We start from the raw sequence: 20,890 nt of genomic DNA on the forward strand, positions 1-20,890 counted from the left end.
GAGCAAAAAAAGTCACTTGAAACGGTAGTGGTCACGGTTGAGCACCGCCGCCACAGCCGTCACCTCTTCGGGAAACAGGCCCAAATTGAGCTGGGTGTTGCAAGCCTCGACCATGCCGCGCAACAAGCCCGGCGTTTTCAGGCGGCCAGCGGGGTTGTACACATCGGTGCCGTCATCGCCCACATGGCGGGCATGGCAGGCCTCGCATTTGTGCTCGGCCATCAGCTGGCGGCCCAGGGCCAAATCAGCACCCACAAAAATTTGACTTTGCGCCCATGCCAGTGCCACTGGCGCAGCCAACAAAGTGGCCAGCGCCCAGCGGGTCAGTGGGGGTTTATTTGGCACCCGCGAGCACCCAGTTGGCCAAGGTGAGTGCATCGGCCTCGCTCAAGGCGGGTTGTGAGGGCATGGGCACCGGGCCCCATTTGCCGGCACCACCGCCCTTGATACTTTGGGCCAAGGTGGTGGCAGCGTCTTTTTGACCGGCGTATTTTTTCGCCACATCGTTGTATGAGGGCCCGACCAGTTTTTTGGCCACGGCATGGCACGACATGCAGGCGTTTTTTTGCGCCAAATCCGCACTGGCCCAAGCGGGTGATGCCACCACAGCAGCCATCAAAACCAAAACCTTCCATCCACGCATCTTTCGACCTTTCAAATCAAATATCAGCAATCTCTAATATATACCGACTCCGCCGGGAATTCGGCGGTTTGTCGCTGGTGTTTTCCCGCAAACCCGAGGGGCTCCAGGTCTGGCTTGAAAACAAGGGGCCGGTGTTGGGAAAGCCCCAAGGGCAGCGAGAAGGCCAGGCCTAGACCTGGGCCCTCACGGGGGACATCGCCTTGGCCCGCTCCCCCATTTGCCCCCGCGCGCGGCTGCAAAAGTTGGCGCGACTGCTCCAGGCGCTGATCCAAGTAAGCGCCGTAGAAGTCGGGCAAAGAAGCCCCCTCCAAACGCTGCGCCACTTCGCGGCCATTGGGGCCAAAAAACAGCACCGTGGGGGCCACCGAGATGCGGCGGTTTTTCACCCAATCGCCGTGGCTGCGGGTTTGGCCGTCCCAATCGATCAAGGTTTCTTTGTGCTGCATGTCGATTTGCACCACCACTTGGCCACCGCGCCACAGCGGGCCCAAATGGCTTTGCCGCACTTGGCGGCAATAGGGACAGTTGTCCAAGCTCACCATCACCACCAAGGGCTGACCCTGGGCCAGGGCTTGCGCCAAGGCCTGGGGCAAATCGGTGGCGGTGGGCAAAACCACGCGGTTCTGGCTTTGCGCTGGCATGGGGCTCCAAAGGGCCCACAGCAACAACCAGACCCCCGCGAATGCAGGCCCACGGTGGGACCAAGGACGCCACATGCTTTCAGGCCAAACTGTCGGCCCAAATGTTGCGCGCCCAGGCCAAAGCGTATTGCCCTTCCAAGGCATTGGCCGCGGCCGACACCCCGCCCGAGCCGGGCACGGTGAGCATGGTTTTTTTGTCGGCGTCGTAGCGGTGCACGCTGGCCACGTGGATCACATCTTGGTCGCTGACAAAGCTGTAGCAGGTGTTGTTGTAAATGGGCAAGGGGTTGACTTCTTTGCCCGTGAGCAAGGCCACCACCGCAGCCGCACAGGTTTTGCCATGCTGGTTGGCCATGTGGCCGGACTTGGGCATGGCCGGGGCGATTTGGATCGAGTCGCCCAGCACATGGATGTTTTTGACCGCCACCGACTCAAAGGTCAAAAAGTTGACTTCGCACCAGCGCTGGTTGGCGGTGGCCAAGCCGGTTTTGACCGCAATGTCGCCAGCGCGCATGGGCGGGATGTAATTGACCACCGAGGCTTTGACGTCGTCGTTGAAATCAAACTTGAAGGTGTTGGTGGCGGCGTCAACGTCGGTCACCTTGTGGCGCGGGCGGTATTCAATGATGCCCTTGTAGCGATCGGCCCAGGCTTTTTTGAACAAGGGACCTTTGGAGGTGACGTCTTCGTTCTCGTCCAGGATCAGCACCTTGCTCTTGGGTTTGGCTTGGCTGAAGTAATGCGCCACTTGGCAAGCCCGCTCGTAGGGGCCAGGGGGGCAGCGGTATGGGGCCAAGGGCACATTCATGGCAAACACACCGCCGTCGGGCATGGCTTGCAATTGCTGGCGCAGGGCCAAGGTTTGCGGGCCCGCCTTCCACGCATGCAAAACCTTGTCGGCCGCGCCGGCCTTGGCCATGCCCGGGGCGCTGCCCGGCATGAAGTCCACACCTGGCGACACGATCAATCGGTCGTAGGGCAAGGTCGCGCCAGAGGCCAAGGTAACGATGCGTTTGTCGGGATCAATTTGGGTGACGAAGTCTTGCACCACCTTCACGCCGTGGCGGCGCGTCAAATTGTCGTAGGGCGTGGTGATGTCGGCCATGGTTTTGCTGCCACCGACCACCAAGTTGGAAATGGGGCACGACACAAAAGCCGCATTGGGCTCGACCAAGGTCACATCAATGCCGTAGTCTGACCACATGCGCACATATTTGGCAGCGGTGGCACCACCATAACCGCCACCGACCACCACCACCTTGGGGCCAGCGCCACCAGGCGTGGCACAGCCCGAAAACAATCCCAAAGCACCCAACACCGAACCCGCTGACGCGGTTTGTATCCATTGACGACGTTTCATAGCGGCTCCCGATCAGTTTTTCTGGGCAGCGAAATACGCTGCAATGGCTTGGATTTGCTCGTCCGAATAGCCCTTGGCAATTTGGTGCATCAAGGTGGCAGGCAAAGCACCCGACTTGTAGGCCTGCATCTTGGCCACCGTCGCGGCAGCGGGGACGCCGGCCAGGGCGGCCATGCCGGGCTGGGCCTGGCCATTGGTGCCATGGCAGTTGGCGCAGCCAGCGGCCCAGCTGCGCAAATGCTCGGGGGCGGTTTGGGCCGCAGCGCCAAAGCTGGTGGCCATCAGCCCCGCAGCCAGACAGGCGATCATGGTTGGTTTCATCATTGCTCCTTCAAAAATTCAAAAGACAGTGGCTCTGTGGGCGCGGTTCATGGGTGGCATGCGCCAATGGACAAATGGTAGCCGCAGCACTTTCCCGGTTGGCAAGGTAGAAACCCTCTACAGCGCCCTGCAGCACCGATCAATCGTCGAGGGCATCGATGGCCAGTTGGGTGCACATGGCACGGCACATGCCGACCACGCTTTCGTTGATGATGCGGTAGTAAATTTGCACCCCATCGCGGCGGCGGCCCAAAATGCCCGCCCGGTGCAAGGTGTGCAAATGCTGCGACATATTGGGCTGGGTGGTGTCGATGCTTTGCAGCAACTCGCCCACGTTTTTTTCGCCTTGGCACAAGGCGCTGATGATTTTCAAGCGCAAGGGTGCCGCCATCACGCGGAAGGTTTTGGCGGCATCGTGAAACACCTGGTCCGAGGAAGACAACGCCAACCCATCCGGCGGCAATGCAGCGGGCGTTTGGGCGGTGGTGGCGTCGAGTGAGGGCATGGGCGACAGGGGCTTTGGCAATTGTCGAGGTGGCGATTTTGCCTCAAGCCCAGGGCTTGACCGGTGGCGCTGGGTGGCTCGCCGTTTCAGTGCCAAGGGGGGAAGCGCCCAAACCCACCCACAGCGCATGCACCTGTTGTTGTAAATCTTTGGCCCAGGTGCGCCGGTCGCGGCCCGCATCCAGCTCAGGCTGACCCCAGGCCACGTGGACTTGCAAGCCACTGGCGCAAGCCGTGCGCCACAAAGAATCCACCAAGCTTTCATCGCCGACAAAACTCACCGCTTGGCTGGTTTGCCCGCTGCGGGCATCGACATAGCGCAGCGCCGTTGGCAACACCGGCGCGTTGGCGCTGATGGCCGCTTGGATCAAATTGGCATGGAAGGGCAGCAACTGCAAACCATCGCTGGTGGTGCCCTCGGGGAACACCGCCAACACCTCGCCAGCCTGCAACACCTCGACCATTTGGTGCACCACCCGCATCGCATCGCGCCGCGAAGCGCGCTCAATGAACAAGGTGCCAGCGGCGGCAGCCATGGGGCCGATCAAGGGCCAATGGTGGACCTCGGACTTGGCCACAAAACGCGCATGCGAACAGGCGTGCAAAACCAAGATGTCCAGCCAGGTCACATGGTTGCACACCATCAGCACCGGACCGTGGGTGGGCACATCGCCCTGCGAGTGCAATGCCACCCCCAGTGCTTTGAGCATGTCGCGCGACCACTGCTCCACGGCCCGGGCGCGTTGCGCTGGGCTCATTTGGCCAAACTGACGGCGTATGCGCCAGTTGCCGTGCCCCAACAAGGCCGCAATGTGCGCCAAGCGCCAAATGCCCCTCAACCAGCGCATGGCTTGGGTTCGGCAGAACGTGTCATGGGGCGCGATAAACGGGTCGCCCACCCACCCAGGTAGCGCGCACCGCACCCGGCAGGGCTGAGCCACCGATGTCAAAGGCAAATGGCGTGTGCTTGCACTGGCTGCGCAAGTTGTGGGCATGCACCGGCCAAATGGTGCTGGGGTCGTAGACGCACACATCGGCGCTGGCGCCCACTTGCAAACGCCCCAAACCACCCGCCTGCACCGCGCCGCACTGGCTCAGCAAGTTGCCCGGTGCCGAAGTCACCACCTGCAAAGCCCGGTGGATACCGACAGCCGGGTCTTGCCCCCATTTGAGGGCCAAACCCAGCAACAACTCCAAACCGCTGGCACCCGGCTCGGCTTGGGCAAATGGCAGGGCTTTGGCGTCGCCCTCCACCGGTGTGTGGTCAGAGACCAAGGCATCGATGGTGCCGTCGCGCAAGCCCTCGCCCAGGGCCGCGCGGTCGGCCTGTTGGCGCAGCGGCGGGTTCAGCCGAGCCCGGCTGTCAAAGTAGCCAATGTCCACATCGATCAGGTGCAACGAGTTGATGCTCACATCACAGCTGATGTTCAAGCCCTCGGCTTTGGCCTGGCGCACCAAGGCCACACCTGCCCCACTGGAGAGGCGGCACACATGCACCCGCGCCCCGGTGATGCGCATCAGCGCGATGATGGTGTTGAGGGCAATCGTCTCGGCAGCCACCGGCACGCCACTCAAGCCCAAGCGGGTGGCCAAGGGGCCGCTGGCGGCCACGCCTTTGCCCAGATACAACTCTTGCGGGCGCAGCCACACGCTGTAGCCAAAGGTGGCGGCATATTGCATGGCCCGCTGCAACACCTGGGTGTTGCCCACCGCTTGCTCGGCCTGGCCAAAGCCGACGCAACCGGCCTCGGTCAGTTCGTTCATTTCGGTCAGCACTTCACCGGCCAAGCCCCGCGTCAGCGCGCCCAGCGGAAACACCTGCGACAGTTGCAAGCGCTCGGCGCGAAAGCGCAGCATGTCGACCAAACCGGGCTCATCGAGCACCGGGTCGGTGTCGGGCGGACACACCAAACTGGTGACGCCACCGGCCACCGCAGCGGCCAACTCGCTGTCGAGCATGCGCTCGTGCTCATGGCCGGGCTCGCCCAAGCGGGCACACAAATCCACCAAGCCAGGGATGACCACTTGGTCGCGGGCGTCGTACACCGCATCGGGTGTAAAGCCACTGGGCGCTTGGCCCATCGCCACAATGCAACCGTCGGCGATGGCCACATCGGCCACGGCATCCAAACCGCTGGCAGGGTCGATCACACGGCCATGTTGGATCAAGGTTTTCATGCTTCGTTCCCCGCCACGATGGACATCACCGCCATGCGCACCGCAATGCCAAAGGTGACCTGCGGCAAGATCACGCTTTGCGCGCCATCGACCACCGCCGAATCAATTTCCACCCCCCGGTTGATCGGGCCGGGGTGCATCACGATGGCGTCGGGCTTGGCACATTGCAGCTTGGCCGCGGTCAGCCCAAAGCCCTTGAAATACTCTTGGCTCGAGGGCAACAAGGCGCCACTCATGCGCTCGTTTTGCAGCCGGAGCATGATGACCACATCACAGTCTTGGATGCCCGCTTCCAACTGGTGGAATACCTTCACACCCATGTGCGAGAGGTCACCGGGCACCAAGGTTTTGGGGCCCACGACACGCACTTCGGCGCAACCCAAGGTGGTCAGGGCGTGGATGTCCGAGCGCGCTACCCGCGAATGCAGCACATCGCCCACGATGGCCACGCGCAGGTTGGCAAAGTCGCCCTTGTAGTGGCGAATGGTGTACATGTCGAGCAGGCCCTGTGTCGGGTGGGCATGGCGACCGTCACCGGCATTGACCACATGCACATGCGGGGCCACATGCTCGGCAATCAAATAAGGCGCGCCCGATTCGCCGTGGCGCACCACAAAAATGTCGGCGGCCATGGCCGACAAGTTGGCAATGGTGTCGAGCAGCGACTCACCCTTGCTGGCCGAGCTGCGCGCGATATCGAGGTTGATCACATCGGCCGACAAGCGCTTGGCGGCAATTTCAAAGGTGGTTCGGGTGCGGGTGCTGTTTTCAAAGAACAGGTTGAACACGCTTTTGCCGCGCAACAGCGGCACTTTTTTCACCTCGCGGTCGCTGACCGAGACAAACTGGCTGGCCGTGTCCAAGATGTGGGTGATGATGTCCTTGGGCAAACCCTCGGTAGAGAGCAGGTGAATCAACTCACCATTTTTGTTCAGTTGCGGGTTTCGTTTGTACAGCACCGTCAGCCCCTGAGTGAAAAGGTCAAGCGCCCATCGGGATCGCGTTGCAGGCTTAACTTTTGATCCGCCGGCAAGCTCAGGCGGGCGGCGGCGCAATCGGCCTGGATGGGCAACTCGCGCCCGCCTCGGTCGACCAACACCGCCAAGCGCACGCTGGCCGGTCGCCCGTAGTCATACAACTCGTTGATCACCGCCCGCACCGTGCGCCCGGTGTAGAGCACATCGTCAATGATCCACAGGTGCGCGCCTTCGATTTCAAACGGCAGGCGGGTGACGCCGCCATCGGCCAGGCCACGGCGCGCAAAATCATCGCGGTGCATGGCCGATGAAATCACCCCCGCCGGCTCGCTCAAGCCCAAGTCGGCCTGCAAGCGCTCGGCCAACCAAGCCCCGCCAGAAGTGATGCCGACCAAGCGGTCGTTGGCGCCCCACTGCGGCTGCAAGGCGCGCAGCAAATCGCCATACAAGCTCTCGGCGTTGAGCGACAAGCTTCCACTCATGTGGCCATCTCCTGAAAAAACTGCTGCAAGATGATGCTGGCACTGGCCGCATCCACATCTTTGGCGCCACCCGCAATCGCTTCGGTGGTGCTGTAGCGCTCATCGACTTCAAACACCGGCAGGCCAAAGCGACCGTGCAATTGGCGCGCAAAGCGCCGGGCGCGGTGGGTGTTTTCATGCTCTGCCCCATCGGGGTGAAACGGCACACCCACCACCAAGGCATCGGGTTGCCAATCTTGGATGCAACGGGCAATCAAAGGCCAGCGCGCATCGCCTTGGGCTTGCAAATGGCCTTGGGGCGAGGCCAGGCACAGCAAGCGGTTGCCCACCGCCACACCGGTGCGGCGGGTGCCAAAGTCAAAGGCCAAAAACGTTTGCAATTGGGGCGCAACCTGGCGTGGGCCGGTCATCACGCCTGCGCTCATGCGTGCCCCGCGTCGGGCGACAGCATCCACGACTGCAAGCCCAGCAATGACAGGGCTTTTTCGTAGCGTTGCTCGCACGGGGTGTCAAAAATCACCGCGGCATCGGCCTCTACCGTGAGCCAGGCGTTTTCGGCCAACTCAGACTCGAGCTGGCCCTGCCCCCAAGCGGCATACCCCAAAGAAATCAGCACCTTGCGCGGGCCCGCCCCGGTGGACAAGGCCTCGAGCACATCTTTGGAGGTGGTCATGTCCAGGCCGCCCGGCACCGACAAGGTGGAGGCATAAGCAGACTCGGTGGTTTCGTTGGATTCGCTGGAGGGGGCCAACACCGGTTCGTGCAACACAAAACCGCGCTCGGTGTGCACCGGGCCGCCGTGATAAACAGGGGTTTGATTCAGGTCTTGGCGGTGCAGGGGCAAGTCGACTTTGTCAAACAAACCGCGCACATTGATGTCGCTGGGCTTGTTGATCACCAGGCCCAAAGCCCCTCGGTCGCTGTGTTCACACAGGTAGACCACGCTTTTGGCGAAGGATTCATCGGACAATCCGGGCATGGCGATCAAAAAATGATGCGTCAGGTTGATCGGTTCGGAATCCATGGACATGGGCGCATTTTAATGTTGAAGACAAACACCTCGGGCCAGCCCCGCTTTGACACCGGTTTGGTGTGGTTTCGGCGCGATCTGCGGGCCAGCGACAACGCCGCGCTGCACAACGCCTTGAGCCAATGTGCCCACGTGCATGCGGTGTTTGTGCTCGATCGCGACATCTTGGACCCCCTGCCCCGCTGCGACCGCCGGGTGGACTTTATTTTGGGCAGCCTGCAAACCTTGGATGAAGCGCTGCGCCAGCTCGCTGGCCTGCCCCACGCCGGCCTGATCGTGCGCCACGGCTGGGCGGCACAAGATGTCAACGCATTGGCCCGCGAACTTGGCGCTCAAGCGGTGTTTGCCAACCACGACGACGAACCCGCCGCCATCGAGCGCGACAACCAGGTGCGAACCCTGTTGGCCCAACAAGGGAAAGACTTTTTCACCTTCAAAGACCATGTGGTGTTTGAGCGCAAAGAAGTGCTGACCCAAAGCGGCACACCCTATGGGGTGTTCACCCCTTACAAGAATGCGTGGCTGAAAAAACTCCAACCCGCCGAGCATTTGGCCGCTTGGCCCTGCGACGGTTTGCCAGGGCGCTTGGCCGCTCGGCCCAGCAACATGCGCCAGCCACCCCCCACCCCAACAGACATTGGCTTTGTGCCCAGCAACCTGAGTGCGTTGCCGGTCGTGTGCGGCGCGCCCGGGGCGCAACTGGCCTTGGCAGACTTTGTGAACCGCATCGACCACTATGAAGACACGCGCAACTTCCCGGCGGTCAAAGGGCCCAGCTACCTGAGCGTGCACCTGCGCTTTGGCACGGTGTCGATCCGCGAACTCGCACGCTTGGCGCACACCCGCATGCAACAAGGCTCGGCGGGTGCCGCGGTGTGGCTCTCAGAGTTGATTTGGCGCGATTTTTACCACCAAATTTTGCACCACCACCCCCGCGTGGTGGCGCATGCCTTCAAGCCCGATTACGACCGCATCGAATGGGAAAGCGGCACCGCCGCGCAGACCTTGTTCCAAGCCTGGTGCGATGGAAAAACCGGCTATCCGCTGGTCGACGCGGCGATGGCGCAAATCAACCAAACCGGCTACATGCACAACCGTTTGCGCATGGTGGTGGCGAGTTTTTTGGTGAAAGATTTGGGCATTGATTGGCGCTGGGGCGAGCGCTACTTTGCCACCCATTTGATCGACTTTGACCTGGCCGCCAACAACGGCGGCTGGCAATGGGCCAGTTCCAGCGGCTGCGATGCACAGCCCTACTTTCGCATCTTCAACCCCATCAGCCAAAGCGAAAAGTTCGATCCCCAAGGCAAGTTCATCCGCCGCTACCAACCGCAACTGGCCGAGATGCCCGAGCGCTGGATCCATGCGCCGTGGCAAGCCCCACCCATGGTGCTGCAAGCCGCCGGAGTGCGCTTAGGGCAAAACCAAGCCCTGCCCATCGTCGACCATGCGCTGGCGCGTGACGCCACCTTGGCGCGTTATGCAGTGGTGAAAAAAGCCGGTGCCTGAGCCGCTGGGCTCACACCCCTGGCTGGCGCAAAGCGGCCAGCACCGACGGGTCGGGTGAGCGCACAAAACCAGCCGCGTATTGGTGCAACAAGCGCAGCATTTCTGGCACCGCTGGCCCCGCCCGCTGGGCACCTGCTGTCAAATCACTGTGTGCCAAGGCGGCCTCAATGCAGTGCAAGAGCGCGGCGCACAAATCGGCCATGCCATCAAGCTGCATATCGCCCAGCAACAGGTGCAACTGTGCGGTGGGACCTTCGCAGGCCTGGGCAGCCGCCAGATCTTGCGGCGCATCCGACCAACGCTGCATCACGATTTGCCAATCTTCGACCTGGGCGTGGACAAACTCCAAAAACATGGCGCTCAGCGCTTCGGCTTGCTGGTTGGGTGTGGGCACCATCGGGGCCAAGCCCGGTGCTGCGGCCATGATGCGCGCGCACACCACCGCATGCCAGTTTTGCCATGGCGTGGCCTGGGGGGTGTGGGCCAAATGGTCAAAAAAGTGGGCTGACAGCACCCAAAACATGCGCACCTGGGGGTCAGACTCAGTGTGCTGCGCGCGCGCTTGTTGACACAATCCAAGCAGCACCAGCGCAGGTGCCTGAGACACATGGGGCCGGCCCCGCAGCAAATCCAGCATGCACTGATCAAAAGCACGGCGCCAATCGGTGGGGACCGCAGTGCCGGGCGCGCTCATGGCATACAAAACGAGTGGGGCTTAAATTTCGACCATTTCAAAGTCTTCTTTGCGCGCACCGCATTCGGGGCAAGTCCAGTTCATGGGGACTTGATCCCAAGGGGTGCCGGGCGCAATGCCTTCATCTGGGGCGCCAGCGGCTTCGTCGTAAATCCAGCCGCAAATCAAACACATCCAAGTTTTAGCCACAGTCAAGCCTTCAAGGTTCAAGGGGAAAAGGTGGGGGGTTGGCCACGGGGGCTCGCATAGAATGGGTCGCATTGTATAGATCACCATGGCGCAAGAATTCCGCTCTAAAGACCCCCCCACGCTGGAAGAAGAAGGCGGTGCACCCGCTTGCGTGATGTGCTTCAACGCCAACGATGCCAGCGGTGCAGGCGGGCTGGGTGCCGATCAACTCACCATCGCCTGTGTCGGTGCCCACCCCCTGGGTGTGGTGACCGGCGTTTACATCCGCGACAGCGCAGAAATCTTTGACTTCATGTCCATGGATGAAGACACCGTGGCCGAACAAGCCCGGGTGGTGCTCGAAGACAGCTCGGTGCAGGTGTTCAAAGTGGGCTTTTGCGGCAACCCCGAAACCTTGAGCGTGGTGGCCCAAACCTGCAGCGACTATGCCCAAGTGCCTGTGGTCGCTTACATGCCCAACCTGTCGTGGTGGGACGAAGAGCAAGCCGACGCCTACCAAGACGCTTTTTTGGAATTGATGCTGCCCCAAACCACGGTGCTGGTGGGCAACCACAGCACCTTGTGGCGTTGGCTGTTGCCCGACTGGTCCAACAGCAAAAGCCCCGGCCCGCGCGACTTGGCCCGTGCGGCCAGTGAAAAAGGCGTGCCCTATGTGTTGGTCACCGGCATTGCACAGCCCGACCAGCACATCGAAAACGCCTTGGCCACGCCCCTGACGGTGTTGGCCACCGAGCGCTTTGAGCACATCGATGCCGTTTTTTCGGGCGCAGGCGACACCTTGAGCGCCGCCTTGGCCGCCTTGCTCGCCGCCGGCACCGATTTGGAAGCCGCCAGCCTGGAGGCCCTCAATTACCTCGACCATTGCCTGGACAGCGGCTTTCGCCCTGGCATGGGCCACGTGGTGCCCGACCGCCTCTTCTGGGCCCACGGTGAGGAAGAAGAAGACCCCACCGAAGTGGGCACCGAATTTGCCCTTCCCCGTCACGAAACCAAACACTGACGACACAGCCCATGACCGATCTGAACCAAACCCTTTTCGACCGCGCCCGCCAAGTCATCCCTGGCGGTGTCAATTCACCGGTGCGCGCCTTCCGTGCCGTGGGTGGCACACCGCGTTTTGTCAAACGCGCCAAAGGTGCTTATTTTTGGGACGCCAACGACAAGCGCCACATCGATTACATCGGCTCTTGGGGCCCGATGATCTTGGGCCACGGCCACCCCGCCGTGGTCGAAGCGGTACAAAAAGCGGTGCTCGAAGGTTTCTCCTACGGCGCCCCCACCGAGCGCGAAATTGAACTCGCCGAAGCGCTGTTGAAACTCATGCCCTCGATGGACATGGTTCGCTTGGTCAGTTCGGGCACCGAAGCCGGCATGAGCGCCTTGCGCTTGGCGCGTGGTGCCACTGGCCGCAGCAAGATCATCAAGTTTGAAGGCTGCTACCACGGCCACGCCGACGCGCTGTTGGTGAAAGCCGGTTCAGGCTTGGCCACCTTTGGCAACCCCACCAGCGCCGGTGTCCCGCCCGAGGTGGTGCAACACACCTTGGTGCTCGAGTTCAACAACATCCCCCAATTGGAAGAAGCCTTTGCCCTGCATGGCAAAGAGCTGGCGTGTTTGATGATCGAGCCCATTGCTGGCAACATGAACTTTGTGCGCGCCAGCGTGCCCTTCATGAAACGCTGCCGCGAGTTGTGCACACAGCATGGCGCACTGTTGGTGTTTGACGAGGTGATGACCGGCTGCCGCGTGGCACTGGGCAGTGCGCAAAGTGTTTACGCGAAATCCATCCCTGGCTTCGAGCCCGACCTCACCGTGCTCGGCAAGGTGATTGGCGGCGGCATGCCGCTGGCGGCTTTTGGCGGCAAACGCGCCGTGATGGAACAACTCGCCCCCTTGGGGCCGGTCTACCAAGCGGGCACCTTGAGCGGCAACCCGGTGGCCACCGCTTGCGGTTTGGCCACCTTGCATGAAATTTCAAAACCAGGCTTCTTCGATGCACTGTCGGCCCGCACCCAAAGCTTGGTCGACGGCCTCACCGGTGCCGCCGCCAAAGCCGGTGTGCCTTTCAGCGCCGATTGCCAAGGCGGCATGTTTGGCTTCTTTTTGCTGCCCGAGTTGCCGCAAAACTACGCCAAGGTCATGACCAGCGACAGCCCCAAGTTCAACAAACTGTTCCACGGCTTGCTGGACCGCGGCGTGTACATCGCACCGGCTTTGTACGAGGCTGGTTTTGTCAGTGGTGCCCACACCGCAGACGACATCGCCGCCACGGTGCAAGCCGCGGCCGAGGTGTTTGCCACGCTGTAAAACCCTGTGCGCCGCTTGAGCCGCCGCACCTGCTTGTGTTACTTTTCGTCCTGCGAGGGCGCCACCCTTTGAAGGACTTTGATGAAAAAAACCCACCCCCTGATGGTTGAGGGCAAAAAGCCCGAGCGTGTGCTGGACGCCCTCAAACACACGCTGCGCCAGTATGTGCGCCGCGAACGCAACAAGCCCCTGCCCGAAGGCGTGGACTATTGGGACTTCGATTGTCAAATGGGCTTGCAAGCCGACACCGCCCAACGCGTGCACGTGGCCGAACTGAACAAAGCCTTGGACGCTTTGGCCATTGACGGCGCTGTGGCCGTGTATGTGGAAATTTTGCGCAAACCCGGTATTCGCCAAAGCAAACCGCCCGCACCCGCTGACGAGGCCACCTCACCACCCCCTGAAGCCAGCGCTGCATGAGCGTGCCCCAACCTGCAACCCATTTTTTGCGCAACGTTCTGCGCTGGGTGTTGCTGTTGGTGCTGCCCCTGCTGGCTGCCATGGCCGGGGCATATATCTATTTGCAAGGCGGGCGCTATATGGCCACCGACAACGCCTATGTCAAAGGTGACAAAGTGCCCGTCAGCGCCCAGGTCTCGGGCACCGTGGTCAGCGTGATGGTGCAAGACAACCAAGCGGTGGCCAAAGACCAGGTGCTGTTTGTGCTCGATACCGCACCCTTTCAGCACAACCTGGCCCGTGCGCAGGCCCGGCTGTCGCAGGTGCGCACCGACTTGATGGCGCTCAAAGCCAGTTACCGCGAAAAACAAGCTGAAATCACTCTCTCACGCACCAAGCACCGGTTTGCCCAACGCGAGCAACAACGCCAAGCCGACTTGTTGGATAAAAACTTTATTTCTGCGGCCAAATTTGATGACGCCAAACAAAACACCGATCTGGCCGAACAGCAAACCCAGGCCCTGGAGATGGACCTCAAACGCATCGCCGAAGCCTTGGGCGGCAGCCTGGACAGCGCCATCGAGAGCCACCCCAGCTACCGCTTGGCGATGGCCGAGTTGGCCCAAACCCAATTGGAATTGAACCGCACCACCGTGCGCTCGGCCCAAGCCGGGGTGGTCAGCCGACCGCCCAAGCCCGGTCAATTTGTGGGGGCTGGCACGGTGGCCATGGCCTTGGTGGTGACCGACAACTGGTGGATTGAGGCCAACTTCACCGAAACCGAACTCACCTTCATCCAACCCGGGCAGCGCGCCACGGTGCGCATCGACACCTACCCCGATGCCCAATGGGCGGCGCGGGTAGAAAGCCTGAGCCCGGCCACGGGGGCTGAGTTTTCACTCATCCCCGCCCAAAACGCCACCGGCAACTGGATCAAGGTGACCCAGCGCATCGCCGTGCGTTTGGCCTTGCAGCCCACCGACAACGCCCCCGTGCTGCGCTCGGGCATGAGCGCACACGTGGAGATCGATACCGAGCACCGCCGTCGCTTGTGGGGCCATGCCCTGCCCTGAAACTTGGGCATGACCGCCTCGCCACCCCTGCCATCCACCACCCCTGCCGTGCGACGGGGTTGGCTGACCCTGGCGGTGATGCTGGCCACCATCATGCAAGCGGTGGACACCACCATCGCCAACGTGGCCCTGCCCCACATGCAAGGCAGCATGGGGGCCACGCAGGACCAAATATCTTGGGTGCTCACCTCCTACATCGTGGCTTCGGCCATTTGCATGCCCTTGACCGGTTTTTTGGCCGCACGCTGGGGGCGCAAACGCGTCTTCATGGCTTCGGTGGTGGGCTTCACCATCACCTCCATGCTGTGTGGTGCGGCCCAAAGCCTGGAACAAATTGTGTTGTTTCGCTTGCTGCAAGGGGTGTTTGGGGCTTGCTTGGTGCCGCTGTCGCAATCGATCTTGCTGGATGCCTATCCGCGTGAACGCCACGGCGCGGCCATGGCCTTGTGGGGCATGGGGGTGATGGTCGGCCCCATCCTGGGCCCGTCGATGGGCGGCTGGCTCACCGAGTACTACAACTGGCGCTGGGTGTTCTACATCAACCTGCCCGTGGGCGTGTTGGCCTGGTTGGGTCTCGCCGCATTTGTGCCCGAAACCGAGCTGGACCCCGAGCGGCGCTTTGACATGCTGGGCTTTTGCTTTTTGTGCCTGGGTCTGGGTTCGCTGCAAATGATGCTCGACCGGGGGCATTCGCTGGACTGGTTTGCCAGCCCTGAGGTGGTGGCCGAGGCCTGCTTGGGGGTGCTGGGCCTCTACCTGTTCATTGCCCACATCTACACCCAACCCAAAGCCTTCATTGACCCCAGCATTTTCAAAGACCGCAACTTCAGCGTGGGCCTGCTGTTCATCTTCATTGTCGGCATGATCTTGCTCACCACCATGGCCTTGCTACCGCCCTTTTTGCAAACCCTGATGGGCTACCCGGTGATGGACGTGGGCCTGTTGCTGGCCCCACGCGGGGTGGGCACCATGATGGCCATGTTGGTGGTCGGGCGCATGTCGGGCCGGGTCAATGCGCGCTTGCTGGTGCTGGCAGGCCTTCTCATGACCAGCGCCTCGCTGTATTGGATGACGCGTTTCACCACCGATGTGACCAGCTGGACGGTGGTGCAAACCGGCATCTTGCAAGGCATGGGGCTGGGGTTTTTGTTTGTGCCCTTGACCGCTTTGGCGTTCTCCACCATGCCAGTGGCTTTTCGCAACGATGGCACGTCCTTGTATAGCCTGGTGCGCAACATGGGCAGCAGCATTGGCATTTCGGCGGTCATCAGCTATTTGGGCTCGCGCACCCAAATCAACCACGCGATCTTGTCCGAACACATCCACACCGGCAACTGGGCGCTGCAAATGGGCATCGAGCAAGGCCTGCACCACATCATCACCCCAGAGGGTTTGAGCCAGTTGGATGCCCAAGTGGCGCGACAAGCCGCCATGCTGGCGTTTGCGCAAGACTTTCAAGCCATGATGTGGCTCACCCTGGCGGCCATTCCCTTGCTGGCCTTGTTGCACACGCCCAGCCCTGCAGAAAAACACTGATCGCTTTTATCGCCCGCAGGCCAGCGTAAGCTCAGCTGGGTGTGAAAGCTGCTGCGGCAGCGCGCAATTTGTCTTTCTTGCTCAGCCGCTTGCCCTTGATGCCACCCACACCGGGCACTGTCGCAGGTTCATCGGTGGGCTCAAAACCCGCCACCACCTCTAACGGCAATTGAACCTGTGCACGCTTTTGGATCAACTGCCAATGCGCCAAGGCGTCGGCGCTGACAAAGCTCACGGCTTGCCCTTGTGCACCGGCGCGGGCGGTGCGCCCAATGCGGTGGGTGTAATCATTGGCCGAGCGGGGTAAATCGAAATTAACCACCACCGGCAACATGGCAATGTCGATGCCGCGTGCCGCCAAATCGGTGGTGACCAACACATCGATGCGGCTGTCCTTGAAGTCTTGCAACGCCGCTTGGCGGCCCCCTTGCGACATGTCGCCATGCAAAGCACTGGCCCGCACGCCAGCCGTGCACATCTTGCTGGCCAGGTGCGCGCAGGCATAGCGCGTGGCCACAAACACCAGCACCCGCTGCCAACCCTGGGTGGTGATCAAGTGGCGCAGCAATGCCGTGCGTTTTTTGTCATTCACCGCGATGGCAAGTTGTTCGATCTGCGGTGCTTCAAACACCTCGGCGGCATCGCTTTCGATGCGCAGCGGATCGCGCAAGCCATGCAGGGCCCAGGTGGCCAACTCGGGTGTGGCGGTGGCCGACCAACACAGGGTTTGGTGCGCTTGCGTCAGCAAGGCCAATACCGCTTGCAGCTCGTCGGCAAAGCCCAGCTCGAGCAAGCGGTCGGCCTCATCAAGCACCAGGTGCTGCACCTCCGACAAACGCAAGGCGTTGTGCGCCACCAAGTCGAGCAAACGCCCGGTGGTGGCCACCACCACATCGGCACCACCGCGCAAGGCCATCATTTGCGGGTTGATCGACACCCCGCCGTGCGCCACCACCGCTTTGAGCCCCAAGCTGTCAGCCACTTGGCGCAGCACTTGCCCCACTTGCAGTGCCAACTCGCGGGTGGGGACCAGCACCAGGCAGCGGATGGGCCGGCGGAAATTGGTTTGCTTGGGCGCTTGCAATATTTTTTGCACCAGAGGCAAGACATAGGCCAAGGTTTTGCCCGACCCGGTGGGCGCACTGGCCCACACATCGCGGCCTTGCAACACGGCGGGAATGGCTTGGCCTTGTATGGGCGTGGGCAGGTGCAAACCCATGCTGTCCACGGCGCGCATCAGCGCAGGGCTCAGGCCCAGTTCAGAGAAGTTCAAAGGGGGGTCCAAGTGGGTCAGGTGGGGAGGATGGCTTTGGGACGGAATGTACAGCCCTGGGCTGCTGCGGATGTGGTCACACTCCGAATGAGCCCACACCTCCATCGGCGCCGGTTGGGCGAATATTTGCCATTTGAAGCCAAAAGGCACACACTGCGTTAAACTCATCGCATGAAGCCATTTCGATGGAGCCCTGAAAAAAACGAGCAACTCCAGCTTGATCGGGGCATTTCATTCGAGAACATGGTGGTTGTCATTGAGTCGGGGGGCCTGTTGGACATCCTGGCTCACCCGAATTTGGCCAAGTACCCCAAGCAAAAGATGCTTGTCGTTACCAGTGACGGCTACGCGTACTTGGTCCCATTTGTCGAGGAAGATGACCATTTTTTTCTAAAGACAGTCATACCCGGCCGCAAGGCAACGCGTGACTATTTGAACCAAGGTGAAACAAATGCCTAAAACCGATGCATACGAAACAGATATTCTTTCCGCATATGAGGATGGCAGGCTGAAGTCTGTGGCGACAAGGGCAGAACTTGCAAAGTTCAAGTCTGCAGCGCGGGCCACAGCCATCAAAGACCGCCGGGTCAATATCCGGCTGTCAACTGGCGACCTGCAAGACATACAGGCCAAGGCGCTTGCAGAGGGGCTGCCGTATCAAACGCTGATCGCAAGTGTTTTGCACAAATATGTGACAGGTCGCCTGTCAGAACGCGAGATCGGCGCTTCGGGAAAGTGATCCAACATTTGGCCCGGCCGACGCAAGGTCGAAGCCACGAACCAAACGGCTCAATGCCTGAAGTGCCTAACCCCAGTGAACACCATGGCCACGCCGCGCTCGTTGGCGGCGTCAATCACTTCTGGGTCGCGCATTGAACCACCCGGTTGAATGACGCAGGTCGCGCCCTCGTCGACCACCACGTCCAGGCCGTCGCGGAAGGGGAAGAAGGCGTCGCTGGCCACCGCCGTGCCTTGCAGGCTCAAGCTGGCGTGACCGGCTTTGATGGCGGCGATGCGGGCTGAGTCCAAGCGGCTCATTTGCCCGGCGCCCACACCCATGGTCATGCCGTCGCGGCAAAACACGATGGCGTTGCTCTTCACAAACTTGGCCACCTTCCAAGCGAACAACAGGTCTTCGATTTGCTGCGGCGTGGGTTGTTTGTGCGTCACCACCTTCAAGTCGCTGGCTTGCAGCACATGGTTGTCGGCGGTTTGCATCAGCACGCCTGAGCCAATGCGTTTGATGTCCACCGTGTTTTGACCGCGCGCCCAATCGGTGTCACCACCCGGGGGCAGGTCGATTTGCATGACCCGCACATTGGCCTTGGACTGCAACAAGGCCAGCGCATCGGCGCTGTAAGACGGCGCGATCAAAACCTCGACAAATTGTTTGTGCACCGCTTCTGCGGTGGCCAAGTCGACCGCACAGTTGAACGCGATGATGCCGCCAAAGGCCGAGGTGGGGTCGGTTTGAAACGCTTTGCGGTAAGCCTGCAAGGCATCTGCGCCCAAGGCCACGCCGCAGGGGTTGGCGTGTTTGACGATGACGCACGCCGGTGTGGCAAAGCTTTTCACACACTCCCAGGCCGCATCGGCGTCGGCGATGTTGTTGTAGGACAACTCTTTGCCTTGCAACTGCACGCCCATCACCAAAGAGCCGGGGGCGGGGTTCACATCGCGGTAAAACGCCGCGAGTTGGTGCGGGTTTTCGCCATAGCGCAGGTCTTGCAGTTTGACAAAGCGGCCATTCGCTTGCCACGGAAACACCGTGAGCTTTCCGTCGACTTGGATGCGTGACAAGTGGTCGCTGATGGCGCCGTCGTACTGGCTGATGCGGTTGAACGCGGCCACGGCCAATGCAAAGCGGGTGGTGTCGCTCCAGCTGCCGTTTTGGCGCAACTCATCCACCACCGGGCCGTATTGCGTGGCGTCGGTCAGCACCGCCACATGCTTCCAATTTTTGGCAGCGCTGCGCACCATGGCCGGGCCGCCGATGTCGATGTTCTCGATCGCGTCTTCCAATGTGCAACCCGGTTGGGCCACCGTGGCTTCAAAGGGGTACAGGTTGACCACCAAAAGGTCAATGGTGTCTATGCCGTGCGCCTGCAAAGCTTGCATGTGCGCAGGCAGGTCGCGGCGGGCCAACAAGCCCCCATGCACCATGGGGTGCAGGGTTTTGACGCGGCCATCGAGCATCTCGGGAAAGCCGGTGACATCGGCCACCTCTCGCACGGGCAGGCCTTGGTCGCGCAGCAACTGCGCGGTGCCACCGGTGGAGATCAAGCCCACGCCCAAAGCGTGCAAAGCATGGGCGAGTTCGGCGATGCCGCTCTTATCGGAGACAGAAATCAATGCGTTCATGGGGGTCCAGGGTTGGCAGGTCCTGCGCTTGCGGGCAGCCTTGCAGGGGGTCAATCAAAGCAGGTTGTGCTCGGTGAGTTTTTTGCGCAAGGTGTTGCGGTTCAGGCCCAACCACTGGGCGGCGCGCGACTGATTGTCTTCGGCGTGCTTCATCACCACTTCCAGCAAAGGTTTTTCGACGGTACTCACCACCATGTCATGTAAATTGCCGGGTTCGGTGCCGCGCAAATCGCGGAAGTAAGCCTCCAGGCTGGAGCGCACCACGTCTTCTATGTTTTTTTTGCTCATGCGAACTGTGTCTCTGGTGTCGGGGCGGTGTCCCACATGGCCGCAGGCATGCGGTCCGAGGTTTGGGCCCATTGATCTAAAAACAAACCCAATGCATCGGCCTGAGCCTGCGGGTCTTCCAAGGTGTTGATGTGTTGGCGAAACGCTTCGCCCCCCGGCATGTGGCGCACATACCAGCCCAGGTGTTTGCGTGCCGTGCGCACACCCGTGTACTCGCCATACAAAGCGCAGTGCGCGTGCAAATGCGCCAGCAGCGATCGGCGCACCTCGGCCACCAATGGAGGCGCCAAGCTGTCACCGGTGGCCAGGTGGTGGGCGATTTCGCGAAAAATCCACGGTCGCCCTTGCGCCGCACGCCCCACCATCAAGGCGTCTGCGCCAGTGAGGTCCAACACGGCGCGGGCTTTTTGCGGTGAGTCAATGTCGCCATTCACCACCACCGGGATGCGCAGGCGCGATTTGACCTCGGCCACGGTGAGGTACTCGGCCTGGCCTTTGTAGCCTTGCTCGCGGGTGCGGCCATGGATGGTGAGCATTTGCACCCCCGCTTGTTCAGCGGCCAAGGCCAACGCCAAGGCATTTTTGTGCTCAGCGCTCCAACCGGTGCGCATTTTCAAGGTGACCGGCACGCCCAAGGGCGCACAGGCCTGGACCACCGCTTCCACAATGGCCAGCGCCAGCGGTGGGTTTTGCATCAGCGCCGATCCCGCCCACACATTGCAGACTTTTTTGGCCGGGCAGCCCATGTTGATGTCGATGATTTGCGCGCCGTGGTCGATGTTGTGGCGCGCGGCATCGGCCATCATCTGCGGGTCGGTACCGGCAATTTGCACCGCGATCGGCCCGCTCTCGCCACGGTGGTCGGCACGGCGCATGGTTTTGGCGGTGTGCCACAAATCGCGCTTTGACGTGATCATCTCGCTGACCGCATAGCCCGCACCCCATTGCTTGCACAGTTGCCGAAACGGCCTGTCAGTCACCCCCACCATGGGGGCGACCATCAAGCGATTGGTCAAAGCATAAGGTCCGATGTGCATTTGAAAAAGGCAAAGCGTGCGAAAGGGGGGTGCTTAAAAAGGAGGCACGATTGTAGCGGCGTGTTTTCTGCCGCCACAAGCGTTTAAC

The 20,890-nt window shown here is 61.3% G+C and carries 26 protein-coding genes; 8 read left to right on the plus strand and 18 right to left on the minus strand.

Annotated features, from left to right (window positions below; all coding sequences use genetic code 11):
• Nucleotides 1-12: 12 nt before the first annotated feature.
• The 12 genes from AC8GFZ_RS05885 to AC8GFZ_RS05940 form a co-directional block, all read right to left on the minus strand.
• Nucleotides 13-345, minus strand: a complete 333-nt coding sequence (locus tag AC8GFZ_RS05885) for a hypothetical protein (protein ID WP_506643273.1) — start codon at nt 343-345, stop codon at nt 13-15.
• Nucleotides 335-643, minus strand: coding sequence for a c-type cytochrome (locus AC8GFZ_RS05890; RefSeq protein WP_506643275.1), 309 nt, complete (start codon nt 641-643; stop codon nt 335-337). Before AC8GFZ_RS05890 ends, AC8GFZ_RS05885 begins: the two co-directional genes overlap by 11 nt.
• Nucleotides 644-666: 23 nt before the next feature.
• Nucleotides 667-1,284 carry a thioredoxin fold domain-containing protein gene (locus tag AC8GFZ_RS05895; protein WP_506643277.1) on the minus strand — a complete coding sequence of 206 codons (618 nt, stop codon included), beginning with the start codon at nt 1,282-1,284 and terminating at the stop codon, nt 667-669.
• Between the two features lie 79 nt (nt 1,285-1,363).
• Complete coding sequence (locus tag AC8GFZ_RS05900) at nt 1,364-2,644, minus strand: FCSD flavin-binding domain-containing protein (protein ID WP_506643279.1); 1,281 nt, start codon at nt 2,642-2,644, stop codon at nt 1,364-1,366.
• A 12-nt stretch (nt 2,645-2,656) separates the two neighbouring features.
• The gene (locus AC8GFZ_RS05905) at nt 2,657-2,965 is read right to left on the minus strand and encodes a c-type cytochrome (protein ID WP_506643281.1); all 309 of its coding nucleotides are present in this window, start codon (nt 2,963-2,965) and stop codon (nt 2,657-2,659) included.
• 139 nt (nt 2,966-3,104) lie between these two features.
• Nucleotides 3,105-3,470 carry an ArsR/SmtB family transcription factor gene (locus AC8GFZ_RS05910; protein ID WP_506643283.1) on the minus strand — a complete coding sequence of 122 codons (366 nt, stop codon included), beginning with the start codon at nt 3,468-3,470 and terminating at the stop codon, nt 3,105-3,107.
• A gap of 43 nt (nt 3,471-3,513) precedes the next feature.
• On the minus strand, nt 3,514-4,317 hold the full coding sequence (locus AC8GFZ_RS05915) for a lysophospholipid acyltransferase family protein (protein ID WP_506643285.1): 804 nt from the start codon (nt 4,315-4,317) through the stop codon (nt 3,514-3,516).
• Nucleotides 4,318-4,339: 22 nt separating this feature from the next.
• Nucleotides 4,340-5,647 carry a dihydroorotase gene (locus AC8GFZ_RS05920; RefSeq protein WP_506643287.1) on the minus strand — a complete coding sequence of 436 codons (1,308 nt, stop codon included), beginning with the start codon at nt 5,645-5,647 and terminating at the stop codon, nt 4,340-4,342.
• On the minus strand, nt 5,644-6,606 hold the full coding sequence (locus AC8GFZ_RS05925; RefSeq protein WP_506643289.1) for an aspartate carbamoyltransferase catalytic subunit: 963 nt from the start codon (nt 6,604-6,606) through the stop codon (nt 5,644-5,646). The genes AC8GFZ_RS05920 and AC8GFZ_RS05925 overlap by 4 nt, the downstream gene beginning before the upstream one ends.
• 2 nt (nt 6,607-6,608) lie before the next feature.
• Nucleotides 6,609-7,106 carry a bifunctional pyr operon transcriptional regulator/uracil phosphoribosyltransferase PyrR gene (pyrR, locus tag AC8GFZ_RS05930; RefSeq protein ID WP_506643291.1) on the minus strand — a complete coding sequence of 166 codons (498 nt, stop codon included), beginning with the start codon at nt 7,104-7,106 and terminating at the stop codon, nt 6,609-6,611.
• Nucleotides 7,103-7,531, minus strand: coding sequence for a Holliday junction resolvase RuvX (gene ruvX / locus AC8GFZ_RS05935; RefSeq protein WP_506643293.1), 429 nt, complete (start codon nt 7,529-7,531; stop codon nt 7,103-7,105). The genes pyrR and ruvX overlap by 4 nt, the downstream gene beginning before the upstream one ends.
• Nucleotides 7,528-8,136, minus strand: a complete 609-nt coding sequence (locus AC8GFZ_RS05940; protein WP_506643295.1) for a YqgE/AlgH family protein — start codon at nt 8,134-8,136, stop codon at nt 7,528-7,530. Before AC8GFZ_RS05940 ends, ruvX begins: the two co-directional genes overlap by 4 nt.
• 12 nt (nt 8,137-8,148) lie before the next feature.
• On the opposite strand from AC8GFZ_RS05940, the gene AC8GFZ_RS05945 reads away from it, so the two are divergent.
• Nucleotides 8,149-9,645, plus strand: a complete 1,497-nt coding sequence (locus AC8GFZ_RS05945; RefSeq protein WP_506643297.1) for a cryptochrome/photolyase family protein — start codon at nt 8,149-8,151, stop codon at nt 9,643-9,645.
• Between the two features lie 10 nt (nt 9,646-9,655).
• On the opposite strand, the gene AC8GFZ_RS05950 is transcribed toward AC8GFZ_RS05945, so the two are convergent.
• Together AC8GFZ_RS05950 and AC8GFZ_RS05955 are read right to left on the minus strand one after the other, a co-directional pair.
• Entirely contained in the window at nt 9,656-10,339 is a 684-nt protein-coding gene (locus AC8GFZ_RS05950; RefSeq protein ID WP_506643299.1) for a hypothetical protein, read from the minus strand.
• A gap of 21 nt (nt 10,340-10,360) precedes the next feature.
• Nucleotides 10,361-10,534, minus strand: coding sequence for a rubredoxin (locus AC8GFZ_RS05955; protein WP_506644248.1), 174 nt, complete (start codon nt 10,532-10,534; stop codon nt 10,361-10,363).
• 79 nt (nt 10,535-10,613) lie between these two features.
• On the opposite strand from AC8GFZ_RS05955, the gene thiD reads away from it, so the two are divergent.
• From thiD to AC8GFZ_RS05980, 5 genes are all read left to right on the plus strand, one after another.
• On the plus strand, nt 10,614-11,528 hold the full coding sequence (gene thiD, locus AC8GFZ_RS05960; RefSeq protein WP_506643301.1) for a bifunctional hydroxymethylpyrimidine kinase/phosphomethylpyrimidine kinase: 915 nt from the start codon (nt 10,614-10,616) through the stop codon (nt 11,526-11,528).
• Between the two features lie 11 nt (nt 11,529-11,539).
• Nucleotides 11,540-12,835, plus strand: a complete 1,296-nt coding sequence (gene hemL / locus AC8GFZ_RS05965) for a glutamate-1-semialdehyde 2,1-aminomutase (RefSeq protein WP_506643303.1) — start codon at nt 11,540-11,542, stop codon at nt 12,833-12,835.
• 81 nt (nt 12,836-12,916) lie between these two features.
• Nucleotides 12,917-13,255 carry a DUF6172 family protein gene (locus tag AC8GFZ_RS05970; RefSeq protein WP_506643305.1) on the plus strand — a complete coding sequence of 113 codons (339 nt, stop codon included), beginning with the start codon at nt 12,917-12,919 and terminating at the stop codon, nt 13,253-13,255.
• Nucleotides 13,252-14,307 (plus strand): HlyD family secretion protein, encoded by a 1,056-nt coding sequence (locus AC8GFZ_RS05975; RefSeq protein WP_506643307.1) that lies wholly within the window; start codon nt 13,252-13,254, stop codon nt 14,305-14,307. Before AC8GFZ_RS05970 ends, AC8GFZ_RS05975 begins: the two co-directional genes overlap by 4 nt.
• Nucleotides 14,308-14,316: 9 nt before the next feature.
• A complete protein-coding gene (locus AC8GFZ_RS05980) occupies nt 14,317-15,843 on the plus strand; it encodes a DHA2 family efflux MFS transporter permease subunit (RefSeq protein ID WP_506643309.1) in 1,527 nt (508 codons plus the stop codon).
• Between the two features lie 31 nt (nt 15,844-15,874).
• On the opposite strand, the gene AC8GFZ_RS05985 is transcribed toward AC8GFZ_RS05980, so the two are convergent.
• The gene (locus AC8GFZ_RS05985; RefSeq protein WP_506643311.1) at nt 15,875-17,116 is read right to left on the minus strand and encodes a DEAD/DEAH box helicase; all 1,242 of its coding nucleotides are present in this window, start codon (nt 17,114-17,116) and stop codon (nt 15,875-15,877) included.
• A gap of 171 nt (nt 17,117-17,287) precedes the next feature.
• Between AC8GFZ_RS05985 and AC8GFZ_RS05990 the strand changes: the two genes are divergently transcribed.
• Together AC8GFZ_RS05990 and AC8GFZ_RS05995 are read left to right on the plus strand one after the other, a co-directional pair.
• Complete coding sequence (locus AC8GFZ_RS05990; protein WP_506643313.1) at nt 17,288-17,575, plus strand: BrnT family toxin; 288 nt, start codon at nt 17,288-17,290, stop codon at nt 17,573-17,575.
• Nucleotides 17,568-17,855, plus strand: a complete 288-nt coding sequence (locus tag AC8GFZ_RS05995; protein WP_506643315.1) for a hypothetical protein — start codon at nt 17,568-17,570, stop codon at nt 17,853-17,855. The genes AC8GFZ_RS05990 and AC8GFZ_RS05995 overlap by 8 nt, the downstream gene beginning before the upstream one ends.
• Nucleotides 17,856-17,905: 50 nt before the next feature.
• On the opposite strand, the gene purH is transcribed toward AC8GFZ_RS05995, so the two are convergent.
• From purH to dusB, 3 genes are read right to left on the minus strand one after another with little or no spacing between them, the layout of a single operon-like run.
• Nucleotides 17,906-19,477, minus strand: a complete 1,572-nt coding sequence (purH, locus tag AC8GFZ_RS06000) for a bifunctional phosphoribosylaminoimidazolecarboxamide formyltransferase/IMP cyclohydrolase (protein WP_506643317.1) — start codon at nt 19,475-19,477, stop codon at nt 17,906-17,908.
• A 54-nt stretch (nt 19,478-19,531) separates the two neighbouring features.
• Nucleotides 19,532-19,765, minus strand: coding sequence for a helix-turn-helix domain-containing protein (locus AC8GFZ_RS06005; RefSeq protein ID WP_506643319.1), 234 nt, complete (start codon nt 19,763-19,765; stop codon nt 19,532-19,534).
• Nucleotides 19,762-20,802: a tRNA dihydrouridine synthase DusB gene (dusB, locus tag AC8GFZ_RS06010; RefSeq protein WP_506643321.1), complete on the minus strand. Its 1,041-nt coding sequence runs from the start codon at nt 20,800-20,802 to the stop codon at nt 19,762-19,764. The genes AC8GFZ_RS06005 and dusB overlap by 4 nt, the downstream gene beginning before the upstream one ends.
• Nucleotides 20,803-20,890 lie beyond the last annotated feature (88 nt).

The sequence above is a fragment of the Limnohabitans rimovensis (SeqCode) genome (assembly GCF_965234775.1).
Classification (GTDB): domain Bacteria; phylum Pseudomonadota; class Gammaproteobacteria; order Burkholderiales; family Burkholderiaceae_C; genus Limnohabitans; species Limnohabitans rimovensis.

What these genes read in the sequence shown, in the direction of transcription:
- AC8GFZ_RS05890 (WP_506643275.1), bottom strand. Translation starts at nt 643, where the DNA reads ATGCGTGGATGGAAGGTTTTGGTTTTGATGGCTGCTGTGGTGGCATCA.
- AC8GFZ_RS05895 (WP_506643277.1), bottom strand. Translation starts at nt 1,284, where the DNA reads ATGCCAGCGCAAAGCCAGAACCGCGTGGTTTTGCCCACCGCCACCGAT.
- AC8GFZ_RS05900 (WP_506643279.1), bottom strand. Translation starts at nt 2,644, where the DNA reads ATGAAACGTCGTCAATGGATACAAACCGCGTCAGCGGGTTCGGTGTTG.
- AC8GFZ_RS05905 (WP_506643281.1), bottom strand. Translation starts at nt 2,965, where the DNA reads ATGAAACCAACCATGATCGCCTGTCTGGCTGCGGGGCTGATGGCCACC.
- AC8GFZ_RS05910 (WP_506643283.1), bottom strand. Translation starts at nt 3,470, where the DNA reads ATGCCCTCACTCGACGCCACCACCGCCCAAACGCCCGCTGCATTGCCG.
- AC8GFZ_RS05915 (WP_506643285.1), bottom strand. Translation starts at nt 4,317, where the DNA reads ATGCGCTGGTTGAGGGGCATTTGGCGCTTGGCGCACATTGCGGCCTTG.
- AC8GFZ_RS05920 (WP_506643287.1), bottom strand. Translation starts at nt 5,647, where the DNA reads ATGAAAACCTTGATCCAACATGGCCGTGTGATCGACCCTGCCAGCGGT.
- pyrR (WP_506643291.1), bottom strand. Translation starts at nt 7,106, where the DNA reads ATGAGTGGAAGCTTGTCGCTCAACGCCGAGAGCTTGTATGGCGATTTG.
- ruvX (WP_506643293.1), bottom strand. Translation starts at nt 7,531, where the DNA reads ATGAGCGCAGGCGTGATGACCGGCCCACGCCAGGTTGCGCCCCAATTG.
- AC8GFZ_RS05940 (WP_506643295.1), bottom strand. Translation starts at nt 8,136, where the DNA reads ATGTCCATGGATTCCGAACCGATCAACCTGACGCATCATTTTTTGATC.
- AC8GFZ_RS05945 (WP_506643297.1), top strand. Translation starts at nt 8,149, where the DNA reads ATGTTGAAGACAAACACCTCGGGCCAGCCCCGCTTTGACACCGGTTTG.
- AC8GFZ_RS05950 (WP_506643299.1), bottom strand. Translation starts at nt 10,339, where the DNA reads ATGAGCGCGCCCGGCACTGCGGTCCCCACCGATTGGCGCCGTGCTTTT.
- thiD (WP_506643301.1), top strand. Translation starts at nt 10,614, where the DNA reads ATGGCGCAAGAATTCCGCTCTAAAGACCCCCCCACGCTGGAAGAAGAA.
- hemL (WP_506643303.1), top strand. Translation starts at nt 11,540, where the DNA reads ATGACCGATCTGAACCAAACCCTTTTCGACCGCGCCCGCCAAGTCATC.
- AC8GFZ_RS05970 (WP_506643305.1), top strand. Translation starts at nt 12,917, where the DNA reads ATGAAAAAAACCCACCCCCTGATGGTTGAGGGCAAAAAGCCCGAGCGT.
- AC8GFZ_RS05975 (WP_506643307.1), top strand. Translation starts at nt 13,252, where the DNA reads ATGAGCGTGCCCCAACCTGCAACCCATTTTTTGCGCAACGTTCTGCGC.
- AC8GFZ_RS05980 (WP_506643309.1), top strand. Translation starts at nt 14,317, where the DNA reads ATGACCGCCTCGCCACCCCTGCCATCCACCACCCCTGCCGTGCGACGG.
- AC8GFZ_RS05990 (WP_506643313.1), top strand. Translation starts at nt 17,288, where the DNA reads ATGAAGCCATTTCGATGGAGCCCTGAAAAAAACGAGCAACTCCAGCTT.
- AC8GFZ_RS05995 (WP_506643315.1), top strand. Translation starts at nt 17,568, where the DNA reads ATGCCTAAAACCGATGCATACGAAACAGATATTCTTTCCGCATATGAG.
- purH (WP_506643317.1), bottom strand. Translation starts at nt 19,477, where the DNA reads ATGAACGCATTGATTTCTGTCTCCGATAAGAGCGGCATCGCCGAACTC.
- AC8GFZ_RS06005 (WP_506643319.1), bottom strand. Translation starts at nt 19,765, where the DNA reads ATGAGCAAAAAAAACATAGAAGACGTGGTGCGCTCCAGCCTGGAGGCT.
- dusB (WP_506643321.1), bottom strand. Translation starts at nt 20,802, where the DNA reads ATGCACATCGGACCTTATGCTTTGACCAATCGCTTGATGGTCGCCCCC.